24 protein-coding genes are annotated in these 20,379 nt (G+C 40.4%); 6 read left to right on the top strand and 18 right to left on the bottom strand.

The window, feature by feature from the left end:
* Position 1: 1 nt before the first annotated feature.
* A complete protein-coding gene (locus tag VIC_RS07090; protein WP_039951442.1) occupies positions 2 to 592 on the bottom strand; it encodes a Crp/Fnr family transcriptional regulator in 591 nt (196 codons plus the stop codon).
* A 331-nt stretch (positions 593 to 923) separates the two neighbouring features.
* Between VIC_RS07090 and VIC_RS07085 the strand changes: the two genes are divergently transcribed.
* Together VIC_RS07085 and VIC_RS07080 are read left to right on the top strand one after the other, a co-directional pair.
* Positions 924 to 1,172 (top strand): type II toxin-antitoxin system Phd/YefM family antitoxin, encoded by a 249-nt coding sequence (locus VIC_RS07085; RefSeq protein ID WP_006958739.1) that lies wholly within the window; start codon positions 924 to 926, stop codon positions 1,170 to 1,172.
* Positions 1,162 to 1,452, top strand: a complete 291-nt coding sequence (locus VIC_RS07080) for a type II toxin-antitoxin system RelE family toxin (protein ID WP_006958738.1) — start codon at positions 1,162 to 1,164, stop codon at positions 1,450 to 1,452. Before VIC_RS07085 ends, VIC_RS07080 begins: the two co-directional genes overlap by 11 nt.
* Positions 1,453 to 1,865: 413 nt before the next feature.
* On the opposite strand, the gene VIC_RS07075 is transcribed toward VIC_RS07080, so the two are convergent.
* From VIC_RS07075 to VIC_RS07030, 10 genes are all read right to left on the bottom strand, one after another.
* Positions 1,866 to 3,554: a DUF262 domain-containing protein gene (locus VIC_RS07075; RefSeq protein ID WP_006958737.1), complete on the bottom strand. Its 1,689-nt coding sequence runs from the start codon at positions 3,552 to 3,554 to the stop codon at positions 1,866 to 1,868.
* A gap of 118 nt (positions 3,555 to 3,672) precedes the next feature.
* Complete coding sequence (locus tag VIC_RS07070; protein WP_006958736.1) at positions 3,673 to 4,512, bottom strand: S1 family peptidase; 840 nt, start codon at positions 4,510 to 4,512, stop codon at positions 3,673 to 3,675.
* Between the two features lie 300 nt (positions 4,513 to 4,812).
* The gene (locus tag VIC_RS07065; RefSeq protein WP_236612156.1) at positions 4,813 to 5,568 is read right to left on the bottom strand and encodes a hypothetical protein; all 756 of its coding nucleotides are present in this window, start codon (positions 5,566 to 5,568) and stop codon (positions 4,813 to 4,815) included.
* A 129-nt stretch (positions 5,569 to 5,697) separates the two neighbouring features.
* On the bottom strand, positions 5,698 to 6,642 hold the full coding sequence (locus VIC_RS07060) for an SIR2 family protein (RefSeq protein ID WP_006958734.1): 945 nt from the start codon (positions 6,640 to 6,642) through the stop codon (positions 5,698 to 5,700).
* Positions 6,643 to 6,769: 127 nt separating this feature from the next.
* A complete protein-coding gene (locus tag VIC_RS07055) occupies positions 6,770 to 7,699 on the bottom strand; it encodes a DUF2971 domain-containing protein (protein WP_006958733.1) in 930 nt (309 codons plus the stop codon).
* 264 nt (positions 7,700 to 7,963) lie between these two features.
* Positions 7,964 to 8,209: a hypothetical protein gene (locus tag VIC_RS07050; protein WP_006958732.1), complete on the bottom strand. Its 246-nt coding sequence runs from the start codon at positions 8,207 to 8,209 to the stop codon at positions 7,964 to 7,966.
* Between the two features lie 118 nt (positions 8,210 to 8,327).
* Positions 8,328 to 9,491, bottom strand: coding sequence for a DUF2971 domain-containing protein (locus VIC_RS07045; protein ID WP_006958731.1), 1,164 nt, complete (start codon positions 9,489 to 9,491; stop codon positions 8,328 to 8,330).
* 124 nt (positions 9,492 to 9,615) lie between these two features.
* Positions 9,616 to 10,332 (bottom strand): FRG domain-containing protein, encoded by a 717-nt coding sequence (locus tag VIC_RS07040; protein ID WP_006958730.1) that lies wholly within the window; start codon positions 10,330 to 10,332, stop codon positions 9,616 to 9,618.
* Positions 10,333 to 10,484: 152 nt separating this feature from the next.
* On the bottom strand, positions 10,485 to 10,991 hold the full coding sequence (locus VIC_RS07035) for a hypothetical protein (protein WP_157622114.1): 507 nt from the start codon (positions 10,989 to 10,991) through the stop codon (positions 10,485 to 10,487).
* Positions 10,992 to 11,583: 592 nt separating this feature from the next.
* Positions 11,584 to 12,228, bottom strand: coding sequence for a hypothetical protein (locus VIC_RS07030; RefSeq protein WP_006958728.1), 645 nt, complete (start codon positions 12,226 to 12,228; stop codon positions 11,584 to 11,586).
* Between the two features lie 325 nt (positions 12,229 to 12,553).
* Between VIC_RS07030 and VIC_RS07025 the strand changes: the two genes are divergently transcribed.
* From VIC_RS07025 to VIC_RS07010, 4 genes are all read left to right on the top strand, one after another.
* On the top strand, positions 12,554 to 12,826 hold the full coding sequence (locus tag VIC_RS07025) for a helix-turn-helix domain-containing protein (protein ID WP_019276367.1): 273 nt from the start codon (positions 12,554 to 12,556) through the stop codon (positions 12,824 to 12,826).
* Positions 12,827 to 12,993: 167 nt separating this feature from the next.
* Positions 12,994 to 13,350, top strand: a complete 357-nt coding sequence (locus VIC_RS27000; RefSeq protein WP_039951438.1) for a hypothetical protein — start codon at positions 12,994 to 12,996, stop codon at positions 13,348 to 13,350.
* 27 nt (positions 13,351 to 13,377) lie between these two features.
* Entirely contained in the window at positions 13,378 to 13,692 is a 315-nt protein-coding gene (locus VIC_RS07015) for a hypothetical protein (protein ID WP_039951437.1), read from the top strand.
* 121 nt (positions 13,693 to 13,813) lie between these two features.
* Positions 13,814 to 14,179: a phage protein gene (locus VIC_RS07010; protein WP_039951436.1), complete on the top strand. Its 366-nt coding sequence runs from the start codon at positions 13,814 to 13,816 to the stop codon at positions 14,177 to 14,179.
* Between the two features lie 55 nt (positions 14,180 to 14,234).
* Here the strand turns inward: VIC_RS07010 and VIC_RS07005 are convergent, their stop codons facing one another.
* From VIC_RS07005 to VIC_RS06970, 7 genes are all read right to left on the bottom strand, one after another.
* The gene (locus tag VIC_RS07005) at positions 14,235 to 14,609 is read right to left on the bottom strand and encodes a hypothetical protein (protein WP_039951435.1); all 375 of its coding nucleotides are present in this window, start codon (positions 14,607 to 14,609) and stop codon (positions 14,235 to 14,237) included.
* Positions 14,610 to 14,851: 242 nt separating this feature from the next.
* Positions 14,852 to 15,727, bottom strand: a complete 876-nt coding sequence (locus tag VIC_RS06995; RefSeq protein ID WP_006958725.1) for a hypothetical protein — start codon at positions 15,725 to 15,727, stop codon at positions 14,852 to 14,854.
* A 172-nt stretch (positions 15,728 to 15,899) separates the two neighbouring features.
* Positions 15,900 to 16,367 (bottom strand): hypothetical protein, encoded by a 468-nt coding sequence (locus VIC_RS06990; RefSeq protein WP_039951432.1) that lies wholly within the window; start codon positions 16,365 to 16,367, stop codon positions 15,900 to 15,902.
* A gap of 694 nt (positions 16,368 to 17,061) precedes the next feature.
* Positions 17,062 to 17,256, bottom strand: coding sequence for a translocon-associated protein subunit alpha (locus VIC_RS06985; RefSeq protein ID WP_006958724.1), 195 nt, complete (start codon positions 17,254 to 17,256; stop codon positions 17,062 to 17,064).
* A 9-nt stretch (positions 17,257 to 17,265) separates the two neighbouring features.
* A complete protein-coding gene (locus VIC_RS06980) occupies positions 17,266 to 18,627 on the bottom strand; it encodes a zonular occludens toxin domain-containing protein (protein WP_006958722.1) in 1,362 nt (453 codons plus the stop codon).
* Positions 18,628 to 18,631: 4 nt separating this feature from the next.
* Positions 18,632 to 18,976, bottom strand: coding sequence for a DUF2523 family protein (locus VIC_RS06975; protein ID WP_006958719.1), 345 nt, complete (start codon positions 18,974 to 18,976; stop codon positions 18,632 to 18,634).
* A gap of 1 nt (position 18,977) precedes the next feature.
* Positions 18,978 to 20,318 carry a hypothetical protein gene (locus VIC_RS06970; protein ID WP_006958717.1) on the bottom strand — a complete coding sequence of 447 codons (1,341 nt, stop codon included), beginning with the start codon at positions 20,316 to 20,318 and terminating at the stop codon, positions 18,978 to 18,980.
* Between the last annotated feature and the right edge of the window lie 61 nt (positions 20,319 to 20,379).

The following is a 20,379-nucleotide window of genomic DNA, read 5'->3' as shown; positions in this document are numbered from 1 at the left end:
CCTATGTTAAGCCCATCTCTCGGCGGATCCGAGACAGCGTCACATCCGTCACTCCGATATACATTGCAACGTGGCGAAGGGGGATACGGTCGCTATCATGGCCAAATTCGTGCAAAAATTGCTGATAGCGTTGTTTGGCGTTCAGCAGAAGAAAGCCCGCCTCTCGTCTCTCTTTTTTCAGCACCAGGCGCTCTAAGAGCGTGCGCAGAAACTCCGCCCAATTGGGGTGAATTCTTGAGAGGGCCACGAGGCGTTCGTAGCGGATAGAGGCCGTCGTGCACGGCGTCAATGTCTGAGCGAAAAATGGGCTTGGGCTGGCTTCAACCAAGGAACTCAAACTCGCGAAGGCCCCGCCTGTGGTGACCAGAGACTTATTTCGTTCATTGCCCTGCTCATCGAGGTAGAAATAGCGGCCGATGCCGTCGAGTACGAAGTGCACATCGAGCACGACATCACCGCTGCAAAAGAGGTTCTCGAGCGGTTGATGGGCATGAATGGTGACATCGTCTAGGGCGTGAACGAGGTCGGTTTGACTCAGCGGAGCCCATCGCGAGAGGGCGGAGAGCAACAAGCTCTGGCTACGAGTATCCATACTTTCTATCCAAAAGTCTTAGGGTGCTGACGGCAGTCAATGAGGCTGATTGTGGTTTGGGCAGCAGCCAGTGTCCACACGGCCTCTTTGTTTTCCCGGATCACCTATTCCAAATTTTTCTCTGTATCGCTTGTCATTATGCATAGTCAGTTCTCCAACGCCTTGCAAGGTGTGAGCAACGCAATACCTAATCCTCCGCATAATACCTTAAAAACAGAAACCGACGCATAGTAAAAATGCCCCGCACTTTGAATCACTCTTAAGCAACTTGTGATACCGCTTGGTTGAGGCTAATATGACCAATATAAAGACCACTTAAGAGACCGATTATATGACCACTAGAATTTTAGCCGATGTTGCTGCAAGCATTACCGAGTTGAAAGCTAACCCGATGAAAGTTGCAACTAGTGCTAACGGTGAACCTGTTGCTGTTTTAAACCGCAATGAACCCGCATTCTATTGCGTACCTGCCGAAGCGTACGAGATGATGATGGATAGGCTCGAAGATCTTGAATTGCTCGCTATCGCTAAAGAGCGTGAATCCGAAGAGAGCATTTCGGTCAATATTGATGACCTATAAACTCGACTTTAAAAAGAGTGCACTCAAAGAGTGGAAAAAGCTTGGTGCTACTCTGCAACAACAATTTAAGAAAAAGCTAATCGAGCGCTTAGATAACCCACATGTTCCGGCTTCAAAGCTTTCTGGAGCTGACAATATGTATAAAATTAAGTTGCGTCAATCGGGCTACCGTCTCGTCTACAAAGTTGAAGACGATGTTATCATTGTCACCGTCTTAGCCGTCGGAAAACGCGAACGTAGCGATGTTTACCGTAAAGCCATGAACAGGTTAGATGATTGATTGTGGTATAACGCCCTGCTAGGGGGAGTGACGCAATACCAATGTCGCCTCAAATCACTTTAACCACTAAATTCCACGCGTTGCGAAACCCTCTTGAGCAGTTTGTTGTTTGGTGAGGCCATCGATACAAACCTTTTCGGTCAACGTCGCTATTTGAACCTATTGACCATTGCTTCCGTGATAAGTTTCTGCTTTCAAATGGAGTAGTTGAGCCCACGACTTACAAGCAAAATAATCATTTACGATGCTTCGCCAATACTTACCACTGGAAAATATTGAAAAGGGCTCACCCAAAAGCACGATACCCTAAGTTCTTAAGCTTTTTTAACTTAATTTGTTTGCAATTGTCACAACTCACAATCCATCGCGTTCAGCCACATAACGCCCTGCTAAGCAACTTGTTAGGTTTTACTTTACACGTAAGGTAGATGCCATATGGCTTTAGCTTGTTTTGCTAAATATTTTTGTCTAGCTTTAAGGTTATCTTGGTGCCATTTTTGATAACCAAACCTTTTCGTTATTTCATATCTACTTGTTTTATAAACTTCAGATTTTTGTTCAAAGTTTTTGTTGCCAATGACACGATTCTTATCCGACTCTAATAATGTGAAATTGCCAAGCCTGTAAATAAAGCTTTCTTCAATGTCTTTCGGAAAGTTTTCATTCCATTCATATGACGGATTTTCTGGCAATATATGCTCAAGTGAGCCATTGTCATGCTCAAAATCAAACGAATGTTCAGATAGATGGTTTTCAATGCTATAAACTATATACCTAGCCAATTTTGATGATCTTTTAGTTCTGATTGATTTGGATTCAAAGTTACGTTCAAAATCTTCATCGCTGACGTAAAGTGGTTGTAGTATAAAGAATATATCTCTTGCCGTTTTGGCAGTACCTGCATTAATGGCTTTACATGCCTCGTTATACTTTGACTCTAACGCATTTGGGTTTAACCCTGAAATGACCATATATCTAAATGAAATTACTGAGCAAATCCTTAAAGTAGCAACCCAATCATCATGATCTAAGTACAAATAAGCATTAATCAACAATGGGTAACATTGGGTAACGTTAAATAGACTTAACTCTCTAATATGCTTTTTAACTTTCTCCTCACCTTCCCATAATTGATGGGTTGAATCACTAAGAGCAGCATAAACCTCAGAAACTTCACTCATACTATTTAACAGTTCAAATGCTGTGCTAGGAGTATTTATATGCCTTTTGACAGTCTTAAACAGTTCTTTCTCTTGAATCAAACCATTTTGCATCATCCAATAATGGCGGAGAAATTTCGGGAATCCTGAGTAGGAAACGTGGTTAATAGTTATATCCCAGATGTTTTTAACATGACTTTTATCTGCCTCGTCAACTATTGAAAATAGATAGTTTTTCAATAAATCAGTGACAGATAAGTCTAAACCTCGATCATTTAGCGTTTCAAAAATAAGATAAGCACTCAAATCATCTGTTGCTGTAATTTGGATAAATAACAAGCTATCAGAAATATACTCAACAAAGGAAATTAACGAAGTAACATCTTCACCCGTGAATATCTCTTCTTTAATTAATTCTTTATAATAATTGAAACATTCAAAGAGTAGTTTGTTACTTTTGATGGTTGATTTTATATTTACAGGCTTTCGAAAGTTGGTTAAGTAGGTTGAAAAGAAAGGGTTGTTACTTTCATTTAATTCAATTTTATTCTCGTAATTCAATGAAGATAAAGATTTTTTCCCAATAAAGTCGGTAATTAGTAGTTCTATTCTTTTTTGATTGTTCTCAACATCAATATCGCGTTTGACTAGGTCATTTAAAGTGTCAACTACAGCTAGAACTAATATTGTAAGGGTTGTCAATCGTTGCTGACCATCGATAATGTCGTATTGTTTTTTGTGTTTAGATACCAAAACAATAGAACCCATATAATGTTTAGAATCATTTTGCCTGTTAGTCTCTATATCTAACCACAAATCATTCCAATGAGTTTTGTTCCAAGAATAGTCTCTTTGATATAGAGGAACTTTAAATTTATTGTCACCTTTGATTATGCCACCAAAAGTATCAGTCTCTGCATTTAAAAAATTTTCAGCTGACATTGCCAATTCTCCTTGTAAAAACTAACGCCTAACATAAGACGCGCTATGATCAACTTTCCAAGCGCACCAAACTCTATACAAAAACTACCGAGTGTAAAGCGTCACCATAATGTTTTTGTTATGCCTTTGTATCACGATCAATCGCATACTCAATAGCTTCAACAACAGTATCAGCTTTATAAACAACACCTAAATCAATCATTTCTTGGTTTACAACAACATCCTTTGAACTAGTAGGGATAGGCAAACTTACAATTTCGTTTACTGAACGCTTAAAGAACACCGCAGCTACAACGCCCAAGAAGAAAAACCGAGAACCGACAACTGTCCGTCCATCTTTTCTAGTATATGTACCTGAGTTATGGAGAAATAATGGGCTACCACTTGACCCCCCGAAAACAGAAGCATCAATAATAAATTTCTTTGTGCCTTCGAAATCAAGAGCGTAAGGTGTAGCAGTTGTGCCTTTACGAATTATTGGAGTGTAATTTTTGCTATCCCAAATTCCATTTGGATATCCGACAAAAACTACCTCTTCAAGAGCATCAATTTCAGCGACATTAGCAGCGCTAGGAATATCTTCTGACGAAATATGCTTAAAAAACACATCAACATTATGACTTACTTTCATAAACTCAAGCAAAGGAACAAGCGGCGTAACTGCAATATCGATATCTTTTTCAGGGTGGCCAGACCAAACACTTTCAAAATTGTCGAAATCAATACGAAAAGAGTCACCTAGTTTAGGGTTACCACCTTCTCGCTTGATAAATGTAATACCGCCTTTTACAGCCCCCTCTATAACATGCTTATTGGTTACGACAGATAATACATCGTTGCCATTATAGTTATGTAAAAAGATAAATCCCGTTCCTGACCCGCCATTCCCATTCGCATCAACTGTATCAATACGTACAGTTACAAATAACATGCTTTCCGATAAAGACTTAACTTCCATACAATCTCCAAATTATTTCTAAGGCATAACACTTGTTTCATGCGCATACGCACTTTTCTTGATAACTTTATATGCTCATTTACATGCCATAAATTAATCTTAACTAACTGGTAGAGAGCAATGAATTATCAAAATCACAGAACAAGTGAGAATGCGCACTTTAATTATTGCTAGGCCCGTCGCGAAGCGACATAAACGGCCAAAATACAAGACGAGTGTGTTGAAGCTGAGCGACTGTATTAGGGTACACCAACTTAAAGGCTCCAGCTAAGGGGCATTTAAACAGCTTGTTACACAGCTCTATATGTAGTGAAACTTTTGGAAAATATCTCTGCCATTATCAATGTCATCCGCAGTAAAGCTGTACATCTCTTCAGTAGGAATTGATTGAGGAAATTTAACTCTGAAGAATTCACCTATGGCTGATTCAAACCCGTCAACTTCGATACCAGAGATGGTAATGAGGTTGTCCGAAGAAGTGAAACTGTATGTCCAGAACTGAGCTGATATCAACGCGCATAAACCGCATGCAGCATCAATAAGAGTATCAAGCGTTGCTTGATGGAAATTACCATGACGGTCATGTTTGGTTTTATTGTAAGCTTGATACCAATCTAACCCACCACCTGAAGCCCATTTGGAAAATGGTTTTCTTATACCTTTTACACCATGCCAATTAGGAACCATCACTTCATATTTAGATAAAAAATGGCTTTGTTCTATTTTCTTATAATCACCCATATTCAAGTTAGCACCAGAGCTAGCATACTCATTTTCTTTCAGAATAGCTGTACAGTTTGCCTCGATCTCTACACAAAACCTCATCAGCAACTCATGAATACGGAAAGAATGAGTGTTTAAGTTCTGATCTGATGGTTCAACATAATCGAACAGCTCAATTAAGTCTTTTTGCAAAAGCAAATAAGCGCGGATGTACTGAGCAGGAGCATCTGCGTATAGAGGATGCTTTATGTATTCTCCTTTGCCAGAGCGGCCATATGAATTGTCAGAAAATACTCTACATGTTCTCTTGTATGGCTTATCTATCACCAACATTTTCCTTGCTGTATAACGCACTGTTAAGGTGTGAGCAACGCAATGCCGAAGCCTCCGTATGCACCTTAATCACTTGAGCCAACGCATAATAAAAATACCACGTGTTGCGAATCACTCTCAAATGCTTTGTTAGGCGATATCCGCTTGCGACACGGTACTCGTTTTTATCCACGGCTCAATGTCAAATTTTTTACGAGGGTCCAACACTTCAATTTTGCTATTATTCCATAGGCTCTTAGCACGTTCTATCTGTGGATAAGGGTCAATTAGAAGAACGTTTTTGATGTTTGAACCAAACTTTTTAAGATACTCCAATAGTGCTTGGTCATAAGGATTAAACGCAAAACCAAAAATAATAATGGTTTGTGATTTAGATAATATATTTGCCCCTAGATCCCAAATTTCTTTTAGTTCTAGTGGCGGCTCTTTTTCAGGAGCCGGAGGGACAATTAGTGCGTTACCTGCCTTTCCTGGCTTACCACTTGTATATTTTGTGTCTTTATCCCACGAAAGTGAGCCATGGAGCTTAACCAATGGTGTGTTACCAGTAACTCTTAAATGCGCATTTTGCCATGGAAATTGTGGGTTGATTCCTCGACCTCTTAATTGCTCTCCAACCACCCCATAATTAAAGCCCGATGTTCCGAGTGCACATTCAACAATCGTGTCATAGTTACATGTAATAATGCCGTTTAAACCCAAATATTTCAGCTTTTTAAAGAATTGTTTCAAAGAAACAATTCTTTCATTTTCTCTAACAACACGTTCGTCAAACATTGCTGCTGAATATGAACCACGAATTCTGGTCATAAATGGTTCGGTTAGGCGTCGATTCACATACCAGATGACTCGGCTTTTCCTGTGGCTAGACTTTTCAATGCACCAATGAACAAACTTTTCTGGAGTGCAATCAGGGTTGCTTTCCCTCCACAGAGTCCAGTCCTTTTTGATAAGCTCAAGTCTTCTTTCTTCAGCTTCAGAGGTGGTGCTAATATCAAAATCAAACAGATTATTCACTAACGGCAAGTCAAACGCCCATTTCGAAAAGCCTGCACCCAGAAATAAAGTTACCAATGAATTCTCCTCATATTCGCCTAACGCCAAATTAAGGTGTGAGTAACGCAATACCGATGCGCCCGCATACCAACTTAAAAACTAAACGCAACGCATAAGTAAAAATTCCACGCATTGCGAATCACTCTTAAATGCTTTGTTGTACGAACATTTCTTCGAAACCCAAAGTAAAGTGAGTTTTACTTAACCGAGCTTTAAAAATAGGTATATTTTTACTACCGATGAGACTGTGAATTAATCTAGCATCCTCATGAGACGCACGACATCCAACAAAAACCGCAGATATACAATCGGGTGGCAACTTAAACAAGAAAACAGATGTGGGTAAGACTGCTAAAGAGCCATAGATTTCATTCAAAATCACATCACTATGGCTATACTTCATTTCTTCTCGATCATCAGTAGAATTACCGTCCCAGTCTTGATTATTGAACTGTTCGTATTCGACAAGATCAACTTCAAAAGTGACCGACTGTTCGTCCTCTGCAACGATATTAAACAAGTCTACATACAAGTTATCGTAAAACTCATGAAGCTGTTCGAACAGCTCTCGCTCTACACGAACATAATCAGCTAGTTTCAACTTTGGTAAGATACGATGCTCTTTTTCGTATATCCAATCATCGCTTTTAGTTAGAAGTAAGTCTTTAACACATACTTCAGTCTGTAAGGGTGAAAAGCGTTCTCTATTGTATAGTACTCGTTCAATCGTATCTCTCATGGAAAGTTTGTGATTGAAAAAGTAATCTAATTTTTCATAGTCAAACTCTACAACAATCCCTTTATGTTCATTAGCGTAGTGAGACCACATCAAAAGGTTATTGTAGTTTTCAGTAAATGAAATAACACCAACTTCATTGAAATTACCATCAGTCGCAAATTGTTCAGCTTGTTCAAAGAAGTCGTCACCGAGCCCCTCGCGAAGAACTTTATCCACTAAATCTTGTGCCGGACTCAATTCAAATGGATCATTCAACACTCCACGTTGGCTTGCTCGTAGGCAATAGTTGGTAAAAAACTCCTCTCGGAAAGGCATATATTTATAGATTTTCTTCATACTTCCCCGTTTGATAAGCGTGCATGCTCAGTTATATGCCAGAATTAATATTAACTTACTGACAAAGAACAATAAATTATCAAAGTCACAGAACAAGTGAGAATGCGCACTTTCACTCTTGCTAGGCCTGTCGCAAAGCGACATAAACGGCCAATATACTTGCAGAGTGTGTTGAAGCTGATCGACTGTGTTGGGGAATTTCAGCTAAAAGGTTTCAGGTCGCTTGTGACCAAGTAGAGCCGCTTCCTTTCACGTAACCTAATATCATGATTCACCGCCTTCAACTTGAGCACGGAGTTCATCAATTTGTTTCTGCAGGTTCTCGAGCGCTTCGACTTTTTTATCGAATATCGAGCTGGCTGCTTTGAAGTTGTCGATCGCGTATTGCTTCAAAGTTGAAGCAAGTTTAAGGGTAGGGACGTTAGCCCAATTGGGGGATTGGTCTTCAAGTGTTTGACGGGTGCGCTTGATGTCATCCACCAAGCGCGAGAATTGTGTTCTTAGAGACATAGCTCGTTACCTTAACTGACGTTAAAAGAAACAAGCGGGGAGTTATGTATTCATCAGGGTTATTATAAAGAAAATGCCAAGCGTTGGGAATCACTCTTAAATTCTTTGTTATACATTTTTATTCCGATATCACTACCCTTGAACTAGAACTACCGTCAATTTTCATGCCTACACCGCTTTCCCATTCTGCGTAAAATCGCTCAAAGTCTGGTGAATCTGGCTTGTAATTCTTGACTAAAGTTAAGAGTTCATGTGGTTTAATATTTAAATTTCTTTGAGTTGAAGACAATTCTGCTTCAAATATCATAAAGTTAAACAACACTCGTTTGTCTTGCTTATATAATTCTCTTTTATTCAATACTTCTATGATTACTTCTCGAATTCTACTTTTGTTTTCAGCACTCATTTTCGACCCAAAGACAATGCCTACAAGTTGACAAGGATCATAATGAAACAACCTTTCATGTTTACTTAAAAACATTTTTTGTCCGTATAGGTATCCAGATATTGGGGTAAATGATAAACGAACTTCTTGCTCATACTCCCAAGATTGATGTTTTTGAACATACTGGTTAGATTGTTTAGTTACTAAGCTTAGTCTCTCATTTTCTTCAAGGTTAATTTTAGTAACACCAGCAGGTAACCGACAAAAAGCACAAAGGTGTTCAACTTTCTCTTGGTATTCTACGGGTTGAAAAAAGAAAGATTCAGGCAGTCCCATTCCCATTGAAGGAGCTAAACCTTTGGGAGTTTCTCGTCGAATGCTAGTACGACGATAAAGCGGGTGCTGATTAAGTTGTCCATTAATCGGTTGGAATATTAGACAGAACCCTTGATGATTTCCTGCATAGTGCGACCACATTAACGGGTCATCTTTTACTTTGGAAAAACACGTAAAATAACTTTCTTCTGGTGCATAAAGCTCGATTAATTCCTTAAAATGAGCTGCAAAAATAGTTGATATTGGGAGGTTTTGATTCTCAATGCTTTCAAAAACTATATTTGTGATATCAAGGCTAGAAACTTGTTCGTAGGTCATCGGACTCAGAGCAGCAAGCTTTTGAGCAATAGCGGTTATGTCAGATTCTTTGAACCCTGTAAATTTTGAAGCTACGATTTCGATTAAATTATACCAGTAGTCTTTATTAGCAGAGAACTCATAAAATGTTTTACTATCAAAAGGATCGTTACTTTCTTGTCGAGTAGCGAAGTAAAGCTCTTGATATAGTAGCTCTTTAATACTGAACTCTGAAAAAGAACGATATTTATAATACATTGTCATCGCAAGATTTCCTCAAAATGTATAACGCCTAACATAAGTTGCGCCCCATTTAACCCACCAAGCGCACCGGACTCCACACCAAAAATGCGCAGTAAAAAGCGTCAACTTGATGTTCTTGTTATGTTTACAAGCACCCAAAGGTTCTCCGAATATCTTTCGCTACACCGTCTAAATCTGGAAACATTGACACATCAGTAATACCTAGCCTTGTTAATTGACCTCGGATTTTACTTTTCGATTCTTTAGGCACGATAATTTTAACCATACTGATAATGTCATTTTGAGGGCAAAAGCCGTCTTTCATTGGAGCAAATGTATCTTCTGATTTTTTCCTTGAAAATGGGAACAGGGTAAAACAACCGTCCTGAGCTGCGACACGTTCATTTATAAAATGTGGATGGAAAGCTGTTATAACCTGCTCAGCTTCGCCGTCGACGTCATGCGATGATGTTCTCCAAGAACCAGGAGAGAATAAATAAACCACACCATCAACATCATCATGACTTGGATTTTCAACAGCAAAGTATAGAGCCTTTAACGGATTCGTTGACCAATCGAGAAGCCTTGTTGGAACACCGTGATGTTGAGCTTGTATCATCCACTCAATTTGTGTTTTTGGCTCTTTATCTATAAACCTTACTGCATGTTTTTTAAAACGGTTTAAAAGATCTCTTTCTACGCCACGCCAACCATCTGCGTAATTAGACGGTAAATTATCAGTAGAAATACGAGCAATAGACGGAAGAAGCTCCCACTCATCTCTAGCCTGCCCACGGAACATTTGGACAGCTTGATGCTGTTCAACTTCTTCTAGAAATTGCAATACTGAATCAATTTTCAAACTCTACCCTTAAAGTTGTAAACATAACGCCCTGTTAAGGTGTGAGTAAAGCAATACCGAAGCTCACGCATACCACCTTAAACCCTAAACGAAACGCATAGTAAAAATGCCAAGCGTTGCGAATCACTCTTAAATGCTTTGTTATGCCTGTGCTACCACGCCCCAATTGCCACTGAAATGATAACAAAGCCTATCAAGACAACGCCTATATATTGGAAAATTGACTTAACATAAGCTAGAGCATTGTAGTTTTTGCTACCAAGCTCTTGCTCAGATTTTTGGAGGTCGCCTCTTTTCCATGCGAAAAATGCAATGACTACAAAGTTAGTTAGTACAAATGGCCAAGCTAGTATATGACGGACTGCTGTTAGCAGAACCTCTCCCCAACTTGGCTGTTTACTATATGGGTGAAGCATTTTTAACAGAACTAACGCAAATTTGAACAGAAAGCCCGTTGCAATATAGGCTGTAAACCAATTAGGTAACTCTGCTAGCTTAGGAATCCAGACATACAATAGATCCCTAATAATCGAGTACCCAGAAAGGTAGTCTTCGTATTTATCATGTAATCCTCTGATATTAGATGCTATATCAATTAGAGCATATATGGTCAAAGGTACCGTCGCCCATACGACTAATTTATTAATAGGCTTCTTCATACTCTCACTTTTCGATAAAAGGCATAACATTTGTATCATGCGCATACGCACTTTGCTTGATAAGTGTGCATGCTCATTTACATGCCATAAATGAATCTTAACTCACTGGTACTAAACAATAAATTATCGAAATCACAGAACAAGTGAGAATGCTCACTTTAACTCTTGCTAAGCCCGTCGCGAAGCGACATTAATGTCCTATACATATGAAGGGTTTGCTGAAGCTGATCGACTGTGTTGGAATGCTTCAGCTTAAAGGCTCCAGGTCGCTTGCGACCAAAAAGAGCCGCTTCCTTTTCGAAACACCCGCAGGGTGTATCCCTAATACCCTTATAAATCTCTACTATCCGTTCTAGTCGAAGACTATGAAAAGTAACCATTAGGACTTAGAGCTAGGACTATTAAGCAGGAGTAAATCTAGGAGCAGTAAAATGTACAAATGATGTGCATGATCCGTTTCTTCGCACCGGCAACGATTCAAAGGCACAGGTTTGATGGGAAGTAAGGCTTTAGAATTGTGGCATATAGCATTGGTATTTAGCGTGAAGCAACGAAAAAATCCCCAGCTAAGGGGCATAAAAGAAAAGGTCGCTTATATAGGAATTGGCGGAGATTTTGGTAGTTGTGTAACTTGGCTAGATGCAAGCAGTCGCTCTTTACGACGGCGAGCGAGTAGGGTGATTGGAGTGAGAATGTACTTAATAGGGCGCTGCCATTGAGTTGCACGTTTCTTTAAGTACTTACGTGCCTTTTGTTTCGCTTCTAGACGCTCTTTAAGCATGCCTAAGTCAGCAAAGTATTTGTCGGTGATCTTCTTAATCGACGCCAAGCCGCGCCATTTCTCGAGGTTATCCTTACCAGTATAACGTTCTCGAGGCTGAACAGAGGTGATCCAACCTTTGCGAATCGCATAATCTTTGCACTGTTTGACACGCCACTCAGGCATATTGAGTTCTTTACCGATGTAACCCCAGGTTCTTAAAAGAAAGCCGTGTTGCGTATCAACGCCAATTTTGCCTGTAGTTAGGCACATTTCATTGACAAGAACATACATAAAGCGGGCGACATCGTTTACCATGCTTTGCTGACTGGCACGGCCGTTCTCTGTAAGAAACGCGGCTGACGATGAAGGATTGTTAAGGATTCGCATCATTACAGAATAATGCAGACGACATAAAGGACGCTCTTGGCGTTTCTTTTTCTGCTGTTCGTTATGCTGTAATGGATCGTAATTCATGCGGGGCTAAAGCCTAATTTTTGCTTGTATCTGACAGTGAGTTGATTCAATTCTTATCTATCCGGTCAATACTTAAGAGGTTGCAATTCATCGTTCGGATTCCCCCCATAAGCGCTTCGAATCACTATGGGGGGATAAGTTTTGGATCTAATGCCAAATATTGATGAATCGCAAAGCCTCCCGGCTTGACGTGTCCAAGCATCTCCAACGTTTCTCAAATGCTGCTTCAACTTAGACGGTTCAATTAAAGATCATTTGCATATGTGTGTAAACAGGGTATTTACTGCATCCTTTTATCATATACTCCGACTTGGAGGTAAAAAACATGTTAACCACCTTAGATTTACTGAACCAGCTATGTGAGGAAAAACAAATACATAGCACACGTGAAGTTGCTAATTTCCTAGGAATTAGCCATATGACAGTACAAAACTGGCGTAATGGCCGCTCTATGAGTGATGATCTAGCGTGTGAGGTGGCAGTAATTTTGGGACTAGACCCAGACTTAACATTGCTCGCAATCATGGCTGAACGCTCCAAAAATGAGCGTGTAATTGAAGCAGTCGAGCGTGTAACGAATCAGAAAAAAACCGCATAGTTTTATGAGGCCAAAGTAAAGGTAACTTATTGAAAATATTATTAAAGTTGCCTTTATTTTTTCCTCAAGCCAGTGCGCATTACGCGGCCTTATGTTAAAACTTGTTGCATATCAGTCACTAAGTATTAACCAACCTTATCTTATTAAAGCTCGATTGGAGGTGTGTAATGCACAAAAATCAGCTTTTTAGAGAACTAGAGTGCGGTTTTAGCGTCGAAACTACAGCGAAACTCTGTTTCAAAAGTGTGAGTACGGTCAAACGGTGGGATATGGGGAATCCAATCCCACCGGAGTGTAAACGCCTAATGAGACTCGTATCAGGTAGAGAATTAGCTCCAAGTAGTTGTTGGGAAGGCTTTCGTATGAACAACTACAGGCTGGAACTCCCTAATGGCCAGTTAGTCTCACCGCAGCAAATTATGGTGGGTATCGCATTATTAGAAATAAACTCTGAGCTAGAAATTAAAACTTCAACTAAGCTATTGAATATCGCAAGGATTTTGACCAACCTAAAATCTAGTTGAAAGAACAAACACAAAGAGGAGTAAGCAATGATGTATTTTGAAAGTGCACTAATTGCGTTACCCCTCATTCTTTTCTTTCTCGCTAGCTCATTTCAAAGAACTAAGGCAGCAGTAAAGCTCATTTACCGAGTAGCTTTCCTGATCTTATTTGGTTTCATAAGTTACACACTTCTATTAAATCTAGGATTCCTTCAACTGACTTTAAGTGAAGAAAGAACACTGTTAATCGGTAGCGATGTTTTAAACCTTGCTTCTTGTTTAGTGGTACTTTGTCTATATATAGCTGTTCACAAATTTACGCTAGCAGTGTACGAAGAATTTGAAGCAAACGACATAGACTGACTCGTCTTTAACATCTGATGTTAAGACTATCAATTCGTATTACGACTGTTTATGTTCAATGATATTCATATCATTAAGATAAATACCTTAATAAACTCTTTCGCTTTTGAGAGAGTGAATCATGAAGTATCACGAAATGACCAAGAACTACATTTTTCGTGAATTTGAATGCGGATTATCCGTTGAAGAGACAGCAAAGCTTTGTTTTAAAAGTGTGAGAACAGTCAAAGATTGGGATTCGGGAAGAGATATCCCTAAGGAATGTCGCAGGCTGATGAGACTTTCAAAAGGCAGGGTTCTTTCTGATCGAGAAGAGTGGAAACAGTTCAGAATGCACGCTGATAAATTGGAGTTACCAACTGGTCAAATGGTTTCCGCGCAAGAAATACTATCCGGAATAGCTTTACTAGAAATACAGTCAGAGTTAGAGCTAAAAACAACTACGAAGTTACTGAAATATGCGAGGATAATAGCGGCGCTGATGTAGAGATAAGGCTCGCAGAGAGCCTTATATATTTGTTACCTGATACGAATCGAAAAGCTTAAATTGGAAGTTGACCCATTGCCTTCTCTGCATCTAAGAGGCATTTCTTCAATTCATCAATTTCGCTTTCGTCTCTACCAATCTCGTTCGCTTGTTTAAGACGTTTCTCGTAAAACTTAATTTTTTTCTCGAGTTTCACACGAGCTTTCAAACTCTCCATATCATCCAAACCGAGATATACGAACGAATAATTAGCGAACTTAAAAAATCCAGTTACAACGATAGGAACGGCCGTGGTAACGATGCCCTGTACTTCTGGTTTGCCTAGAAATACTAGGTTTGTAACACCGATCAAAACGGCTGACACACCACCTATAGTCGTGTTCTGGGACGATTTAGAGTTCTTTTTATCTTCGACTTGATTTGCAGACATGCTAGCTTGTTTTCTTTGCTTTCAACAGTTTTTGAACAAGAACATCTGTATCAGAGAGCACTACTCGTTCTCGAGAATAGCTACCGTCAGGTTGTTCTACTGTTAATTCGATAGTGGTATTTGGATTAAAGTACTTAACTATTGATCTACCAAAATTTCGACACGCACGAAACAGTCCAGGGGCTGCCATAAAGCAACCCACAAAGATCAATAGATGCATTACTGTTTCGAATTCAATCATTCTAGCTGTTCAACTGTCTTATTACTTCTTCTATATAGTAGCTCGTAGTTACAGTGCTATCTGCCTTTGTTCTCACAGTTTCTGTGAGTCTTACGACACAAGCCTTAGTCTTAGCGAATTCTTCATAACCATTGTTAATCCGATCCCTAAAAGCTTGGTCTCTCATACGAACACTTACCACTTCTCCATCCGGTAATTTACACTTCCAACCTGATGGGCCGTCGAAGTTTACCTGAGAAAAATAGATTGTCACTTGTTTTGTTTCGTCAGTTTGTTCTTCTAAAGTCTTAGCCGAGATAGACTTGTAATACCTTGCCTTGTTGCTGTCGATTTCTACGATTTCATTATCTTGTTCATCTTTAATTATGAACTTAGCATTATCTTTTCCAGCAACCGGAGTTTTTATTACTTGGTCCAGTTCTTTTCTTATATGGTGGTCTGTCACGATATCAGCGATTTGAGGGTCACACTCAACAATCTCACCATTTTCCAGCTCTAAATCTACTCTTTTACTCGAGTGATGAACTTTCGCAACAATCTTTTTATCCTTTATCTCTTCAAGTATGCCAAAAACTGTGTTTCCAGCTGCGCCTATGCCTAGACCAGTTAGGCCAATTGTACTCAATACGTTAGCACCGCCGCTATTAAGCCAAGTAACAAACTCAACTACAAAAGAACCTTCTTCGTGAGCTTTTACCTCAACTTGTATATTGGACTCTTCACCATTGAGCAACTTATCTGAGTACCTAAGTGCTCTACTCATACTAAGGATTGCTGTGCCTAATAGTTCCGCATCTATTGTGTGATCAGATGTTTCTGGCATGTCATAAGATATTTTAAATACTTCTTTTCTTGGATTTTGTACGTTAAAAGGCATTGCTTAAACCTAACTTATTGAATTTCTGGCTATGTTAAGAATAACGTAACATTTGGACAACTAATAAATGGGTTTCTTAGTCACAAAATTGAATATAAATCTGCATGCGTATAGGTAAATTTAATAAGACTTTCACCCCGTATTACTATACGGGGCGTATCAAATCGCCGACCTACAGTGCATCACCAAGAGTGCTCTGAGTCCTTTCCCAGCGCTGGCGAACAGATGTATATTTTTTGGTTGAGAATGTATATGTCTTGCTGTCGAAGCTAATAGTAACGTCGGAATTTCCAGAGAAGCTCTGTTTAACAAACTCAATACCGCGTTGGGATTGGGGAAGCCAAAACGCAGTACTAGAAGAGCATTTCTGGATGAATTTCACCCATTGATACTTAACTTTGACGGTCTTAAGCTTGTTTTTATCACTGGCGTAACAAAAACCGTTAGCATCAACAAAAGCCACAACTGAAGAGTTGTTTCCCCAAGAAACGATATTCGCAGAGAAATACTTATCTTCCTTTGATCTAACGTAGTGTGCTAATCCGCTAACAGTCCAATTTTGGGTGTCATCTGGTTTTATTAAGTCCGCATGAGCCAAATTTGACGCCAACAACAAAAGCATTAATGCATACTTAAACATCTATTTTCCTTAATGGATGTGGGTTAATTATTGGTTTTGGCAATGTTCTACATGAAAGAGGATTAAATATCAAACCAATTGCATTAATCGTTGACGCACCTAGCTCTAAGCTTCTCCTCCTCAGTTTTCGTCGTCGTCGCTTATTCGCTGTTGCTGTTTGTAAGGGCAATCATTTTCGGCACTCAAATGATAGTGTGCTGAGAGTTTGTCGAGTTGCAGTGGCATTGAACGCCACTAGTGTTGATAGTCTCTGGAAGGCCGATCTTGGCAGGAAGGAGGTGTGATTTTGTGGTTTCAGGTAGGGGAGTGGCGCTTCGCGCGTTTTCGCTCAGTGAAGTGAATCACTCCCTTAACCTATATCGAGTGAGCTTTTCCCTGCGGGGCTAGAGCGTCACAAGTGACAGGGGCTATCTGCGCACTAAGGGCGCCTAACATTAAAGAGATAGTCATGAGCACAGTTGATCATCGCACTTCTAACATGAGCCTTATATTTATCTCTGCAAGACTTACAAGCAGAAAGCAAGCGAAACGTATCATCAGTAGTCAAAGGACCTAAACAACGAGAACAAGAAACAGAGCGACTATTTTTAGCTAGAGATGAATTAACTATTTTAACCATGTGTTGAAACTCCTGTGTGAACGCACTTCTAATAAACAATGAGGATTTTTGCTTCCTCAGTCTCGGACGCTTCGCTTACTCGACATTGCGGCGAGCAGTATCAGTAGAAATGTTCTTGATACGAGATTTGACTAATCTGGCCGACTCTCCAAGTAGCCACATTACGCCATCATAGAAAAGCAATGCAGCGGTTACGCCAGCAAAGCTATAAAGGAAGAACGATTCAATGATGAACTCAATTTCTGCTTCAGTAAAAGTGATGGTTTCCATAGGAGATCCTTAAAAGAGTTTAATTTCAGGTGAACCAGAATCAGGGAGGCGTTCTAGAGTCTCTCTCTGAACTGGTTTGCAAAAGACGTTGAGGTTAACGGCCTGTTTGGTCAGTTTCAGGAAGCAATCATCATAGTGAACGTACTTGATATCGTTAGCGGCCAGAAACGAATCGGTGATGTGATAAGTTCCAAGCGGTGTTACGGCCTCCAGTGTGACAAAGAAGTCAAAGCCCTTATCAGAGCGTTTTGTGGAATGCCCCGTGTAGTACAAAGATTGGACGTCATACATACCCAACATATTCCGAAGAACTGCTAAACGAGCATCTGGATTAGAGGGACCAGTGTTAGACGAATCCCGATTCCCACCATCAGATAAAGAAGCATTGCTTTGAGCACCCTTTTCACCAGATTGATTAGCTTTTGAGGAATCGGAAGACGAAACTTCCGTCGCTTCCGGTTGCGAATCTTCCTCAGAGTAACGATCAACCAAATCGGATATTCCATATACCATGTACCCCACACAAAAAATAAAAAGTAAGCACACCGCTATAAACTTAGGGCTGCGAAAAACGATGTTCATCTGACCGGATGATTGTGCTTTACCAGTCGTTGTCGACTTGTAGAGAAGGAACGCATCCAAAGGAATTTTTTGGTCGGTCAAATTAGGATGAGAGCCTTTTGGAATGGAAGGTGTCGTAACGCTCTTATCATGCCGGAAAATGTAAGGTTTACGCTTAGTCCAAAAGAAACCATCACGACCTTTATGGAAGAAGCACTCTTCTGCACACGCCTTGATGCCCGAGTCTATCTGCTTCCAATCGGGTGACAAGAGTTCAATATCCCAGTTGTAATGTCGATGACGCATGAACCCCTCATTGAAGGTGAACGGATAAATAATTCGTCCGTCCTGGTCGTACTCTGCATGACCACAATCATCGATATCGCAAGGGTCTAACTCTTCCATATTGACAGGCACATAACGAGAGTTGAAAAAGTCTTCATAACCATCAGGAAGGTTTGGAAGGAATTCTTGTAGCGGCCTGTAACGAATCTTTTTGATATCAAAGCCAACCTTCGGCGAATAGATATCCTGACATTCATCAATGACTATCAAAGCCCCCAAAGGCGCCCAACAAAAGAAGTATTGCCAAAGCTCCAAACCACGCTCATTTTTGCTCGATATACGAATCAATTTAGAGGTTGATGGAAACTTAATATCTAAGCGCTCTTCCATGATGTGAAGTGGTGCCATGCCTTGGATGTTTGTCACCACTACGCGACCCGCTTTCAGAGCCTCAAGCACCGTAAAATAGGAGACATAAGAAGATTTGTATGAACCGTTAGCGCCAGTTCTAATACGTATGGCCATAGCGTTATAACCTCGACATTTTCATAACAAAGCCAGTCGCTAGAAAGTTGAAATAAACGTTAATTGCTTGAGGTATCTTGAACAGAAAAGCGTAGTAACGAATTTCACTAGGTAAGGCATTGAAGGCGGAAATAATGAACTCAGCAAAGCCGATTTCGTTTAGCAAAAATTCAGCAGTGCGATAAGACATTTCAACGTACTTAATGAGCATGTAGAGACGAATCTTTACGTACCAAGCATTGAGATAGATGAACAATTGCTCGAACCAGTTAGGTACGTTGGAAAAGAAATCAACCACCGTTTGACCAGCATCGCCTAGACCTTGAAGAAGAGATAAAATGAATTCCATATCAGTTCCCTAGCTGACGAACGCCAGCAAGAATAGCAACAAAGAGAATCGCGGCGGCAATCCAAGGAGCGACATCGACCAGAGCTGGAAAGACCGCAGACTTACCTGTTACTGTTTGGCCGTTCGCAATGGTGAACTGCATAGCATGGTCGTTAAACTCACCAACCTTAAGGCGAGACTCATCAAGACTAAACACGTTCTTAAATTCTTTGACCTTCTCATCGTATTGAGCCCCAAGTTCCTTTGCTTCAGCCTCTAGTTCCTCAATAGCACTAGGCTGATACAAAGGCATATCCACGAAGTCAATTTCACCCTCTGGTGCACGATGTGAATAGTCACCAGTAGACAGGCCGTCTTTGATATCTCCGACCCCCTTAGCAATATCGCTAATGCCAGAACCTAGACCCTCGACCGCAGCCTTAACATCGTTATTGGAACCAAACATGGTTGCACTGTTATAAATCGCACTGGTGAGGTTATTCCCCATACCTGTAATGGTGTTGTTTAAAGAGCTGGTCTGATTGTTAATGACGTTCTGAGTGTTGGTTGCAGCTCCATAGATAGAGCTGTTAAGGGAACCAATTTGATTATTGATGCTACTTAGAACGCTTGAATAGTCCGTAGAACCTAAACCATCGAGCTTTTGATTGATTTGCTGGAGATTAGTAGCGGCACTACTTGTGCTAGTCGCAATTGTATTGACCTTGGTATTGATGCTGTCCATCTTGCTTTCAATGGAATTGGTCTTAACCTTGATGGTATTCAAGGCAGCATCCATATCAGCAAAATGTTCTGTGCGAACTTGATCTAACTTATCGAGCAATCTTTTGGTGTAATTAGCACCGACAATCCCAGCACGGACAGAAAGAATTTGAGTCCTTTTGAGACCAGTAGCTGCCTCACCTGCAACGTTAAAACTTGATTCCTCAGCGTAATTAATCGCATCGTGCAAAGAACGAATATCAGCAGGGTAAGCACAAACACCACCGAGACAATCATCATCGCCACCGCCATTGTCACCACCACCGTTATCACCGCCGCCGTTATCGGGTTCAGGGAAGTCACCCCCTGCGACCATGCCATCACTATCAGGACATGCATTACCGTCTGTTATGAAATCACCAGTGCATCGTTCAGCATCAGGAAAGCAGACGGATACATCTTTAAGGACAGACTTACACGAGTTACCGCAAACGTACGGAGCATTACCGTACTTACTCCAATCCCAAGACACTCCTTCACGCTCGATACCGATAGCACACGAAGCCTTAGCAGAAACAGAAACGAGCACGGCAACCATAAGAGAGAAGATAACTAGAAGAGTGTTGATTGCGCTACGCATAGAAGAACCTAGAAGAAAAAACGCCCCCGAATTAGGAGGCGTTAACACCAGTATAAAAGCC

Source organism: Vibrio coralliilyticus ATCC BAA-450, assembly GCF_000176135.1.
Classification (GTDB): domain Bacteria; phylum Pseudomonadota; class Gammaproteobacteria; order Enterobacterales; family Vibrionaceae; genus Vibrio; species Vibrio coralliilyticus.
The sequence above is the reverse complement of the archived record's forward strand: the minus strand, read 5'-3'. Positions and strand labels throughout refer to the sequence as shown.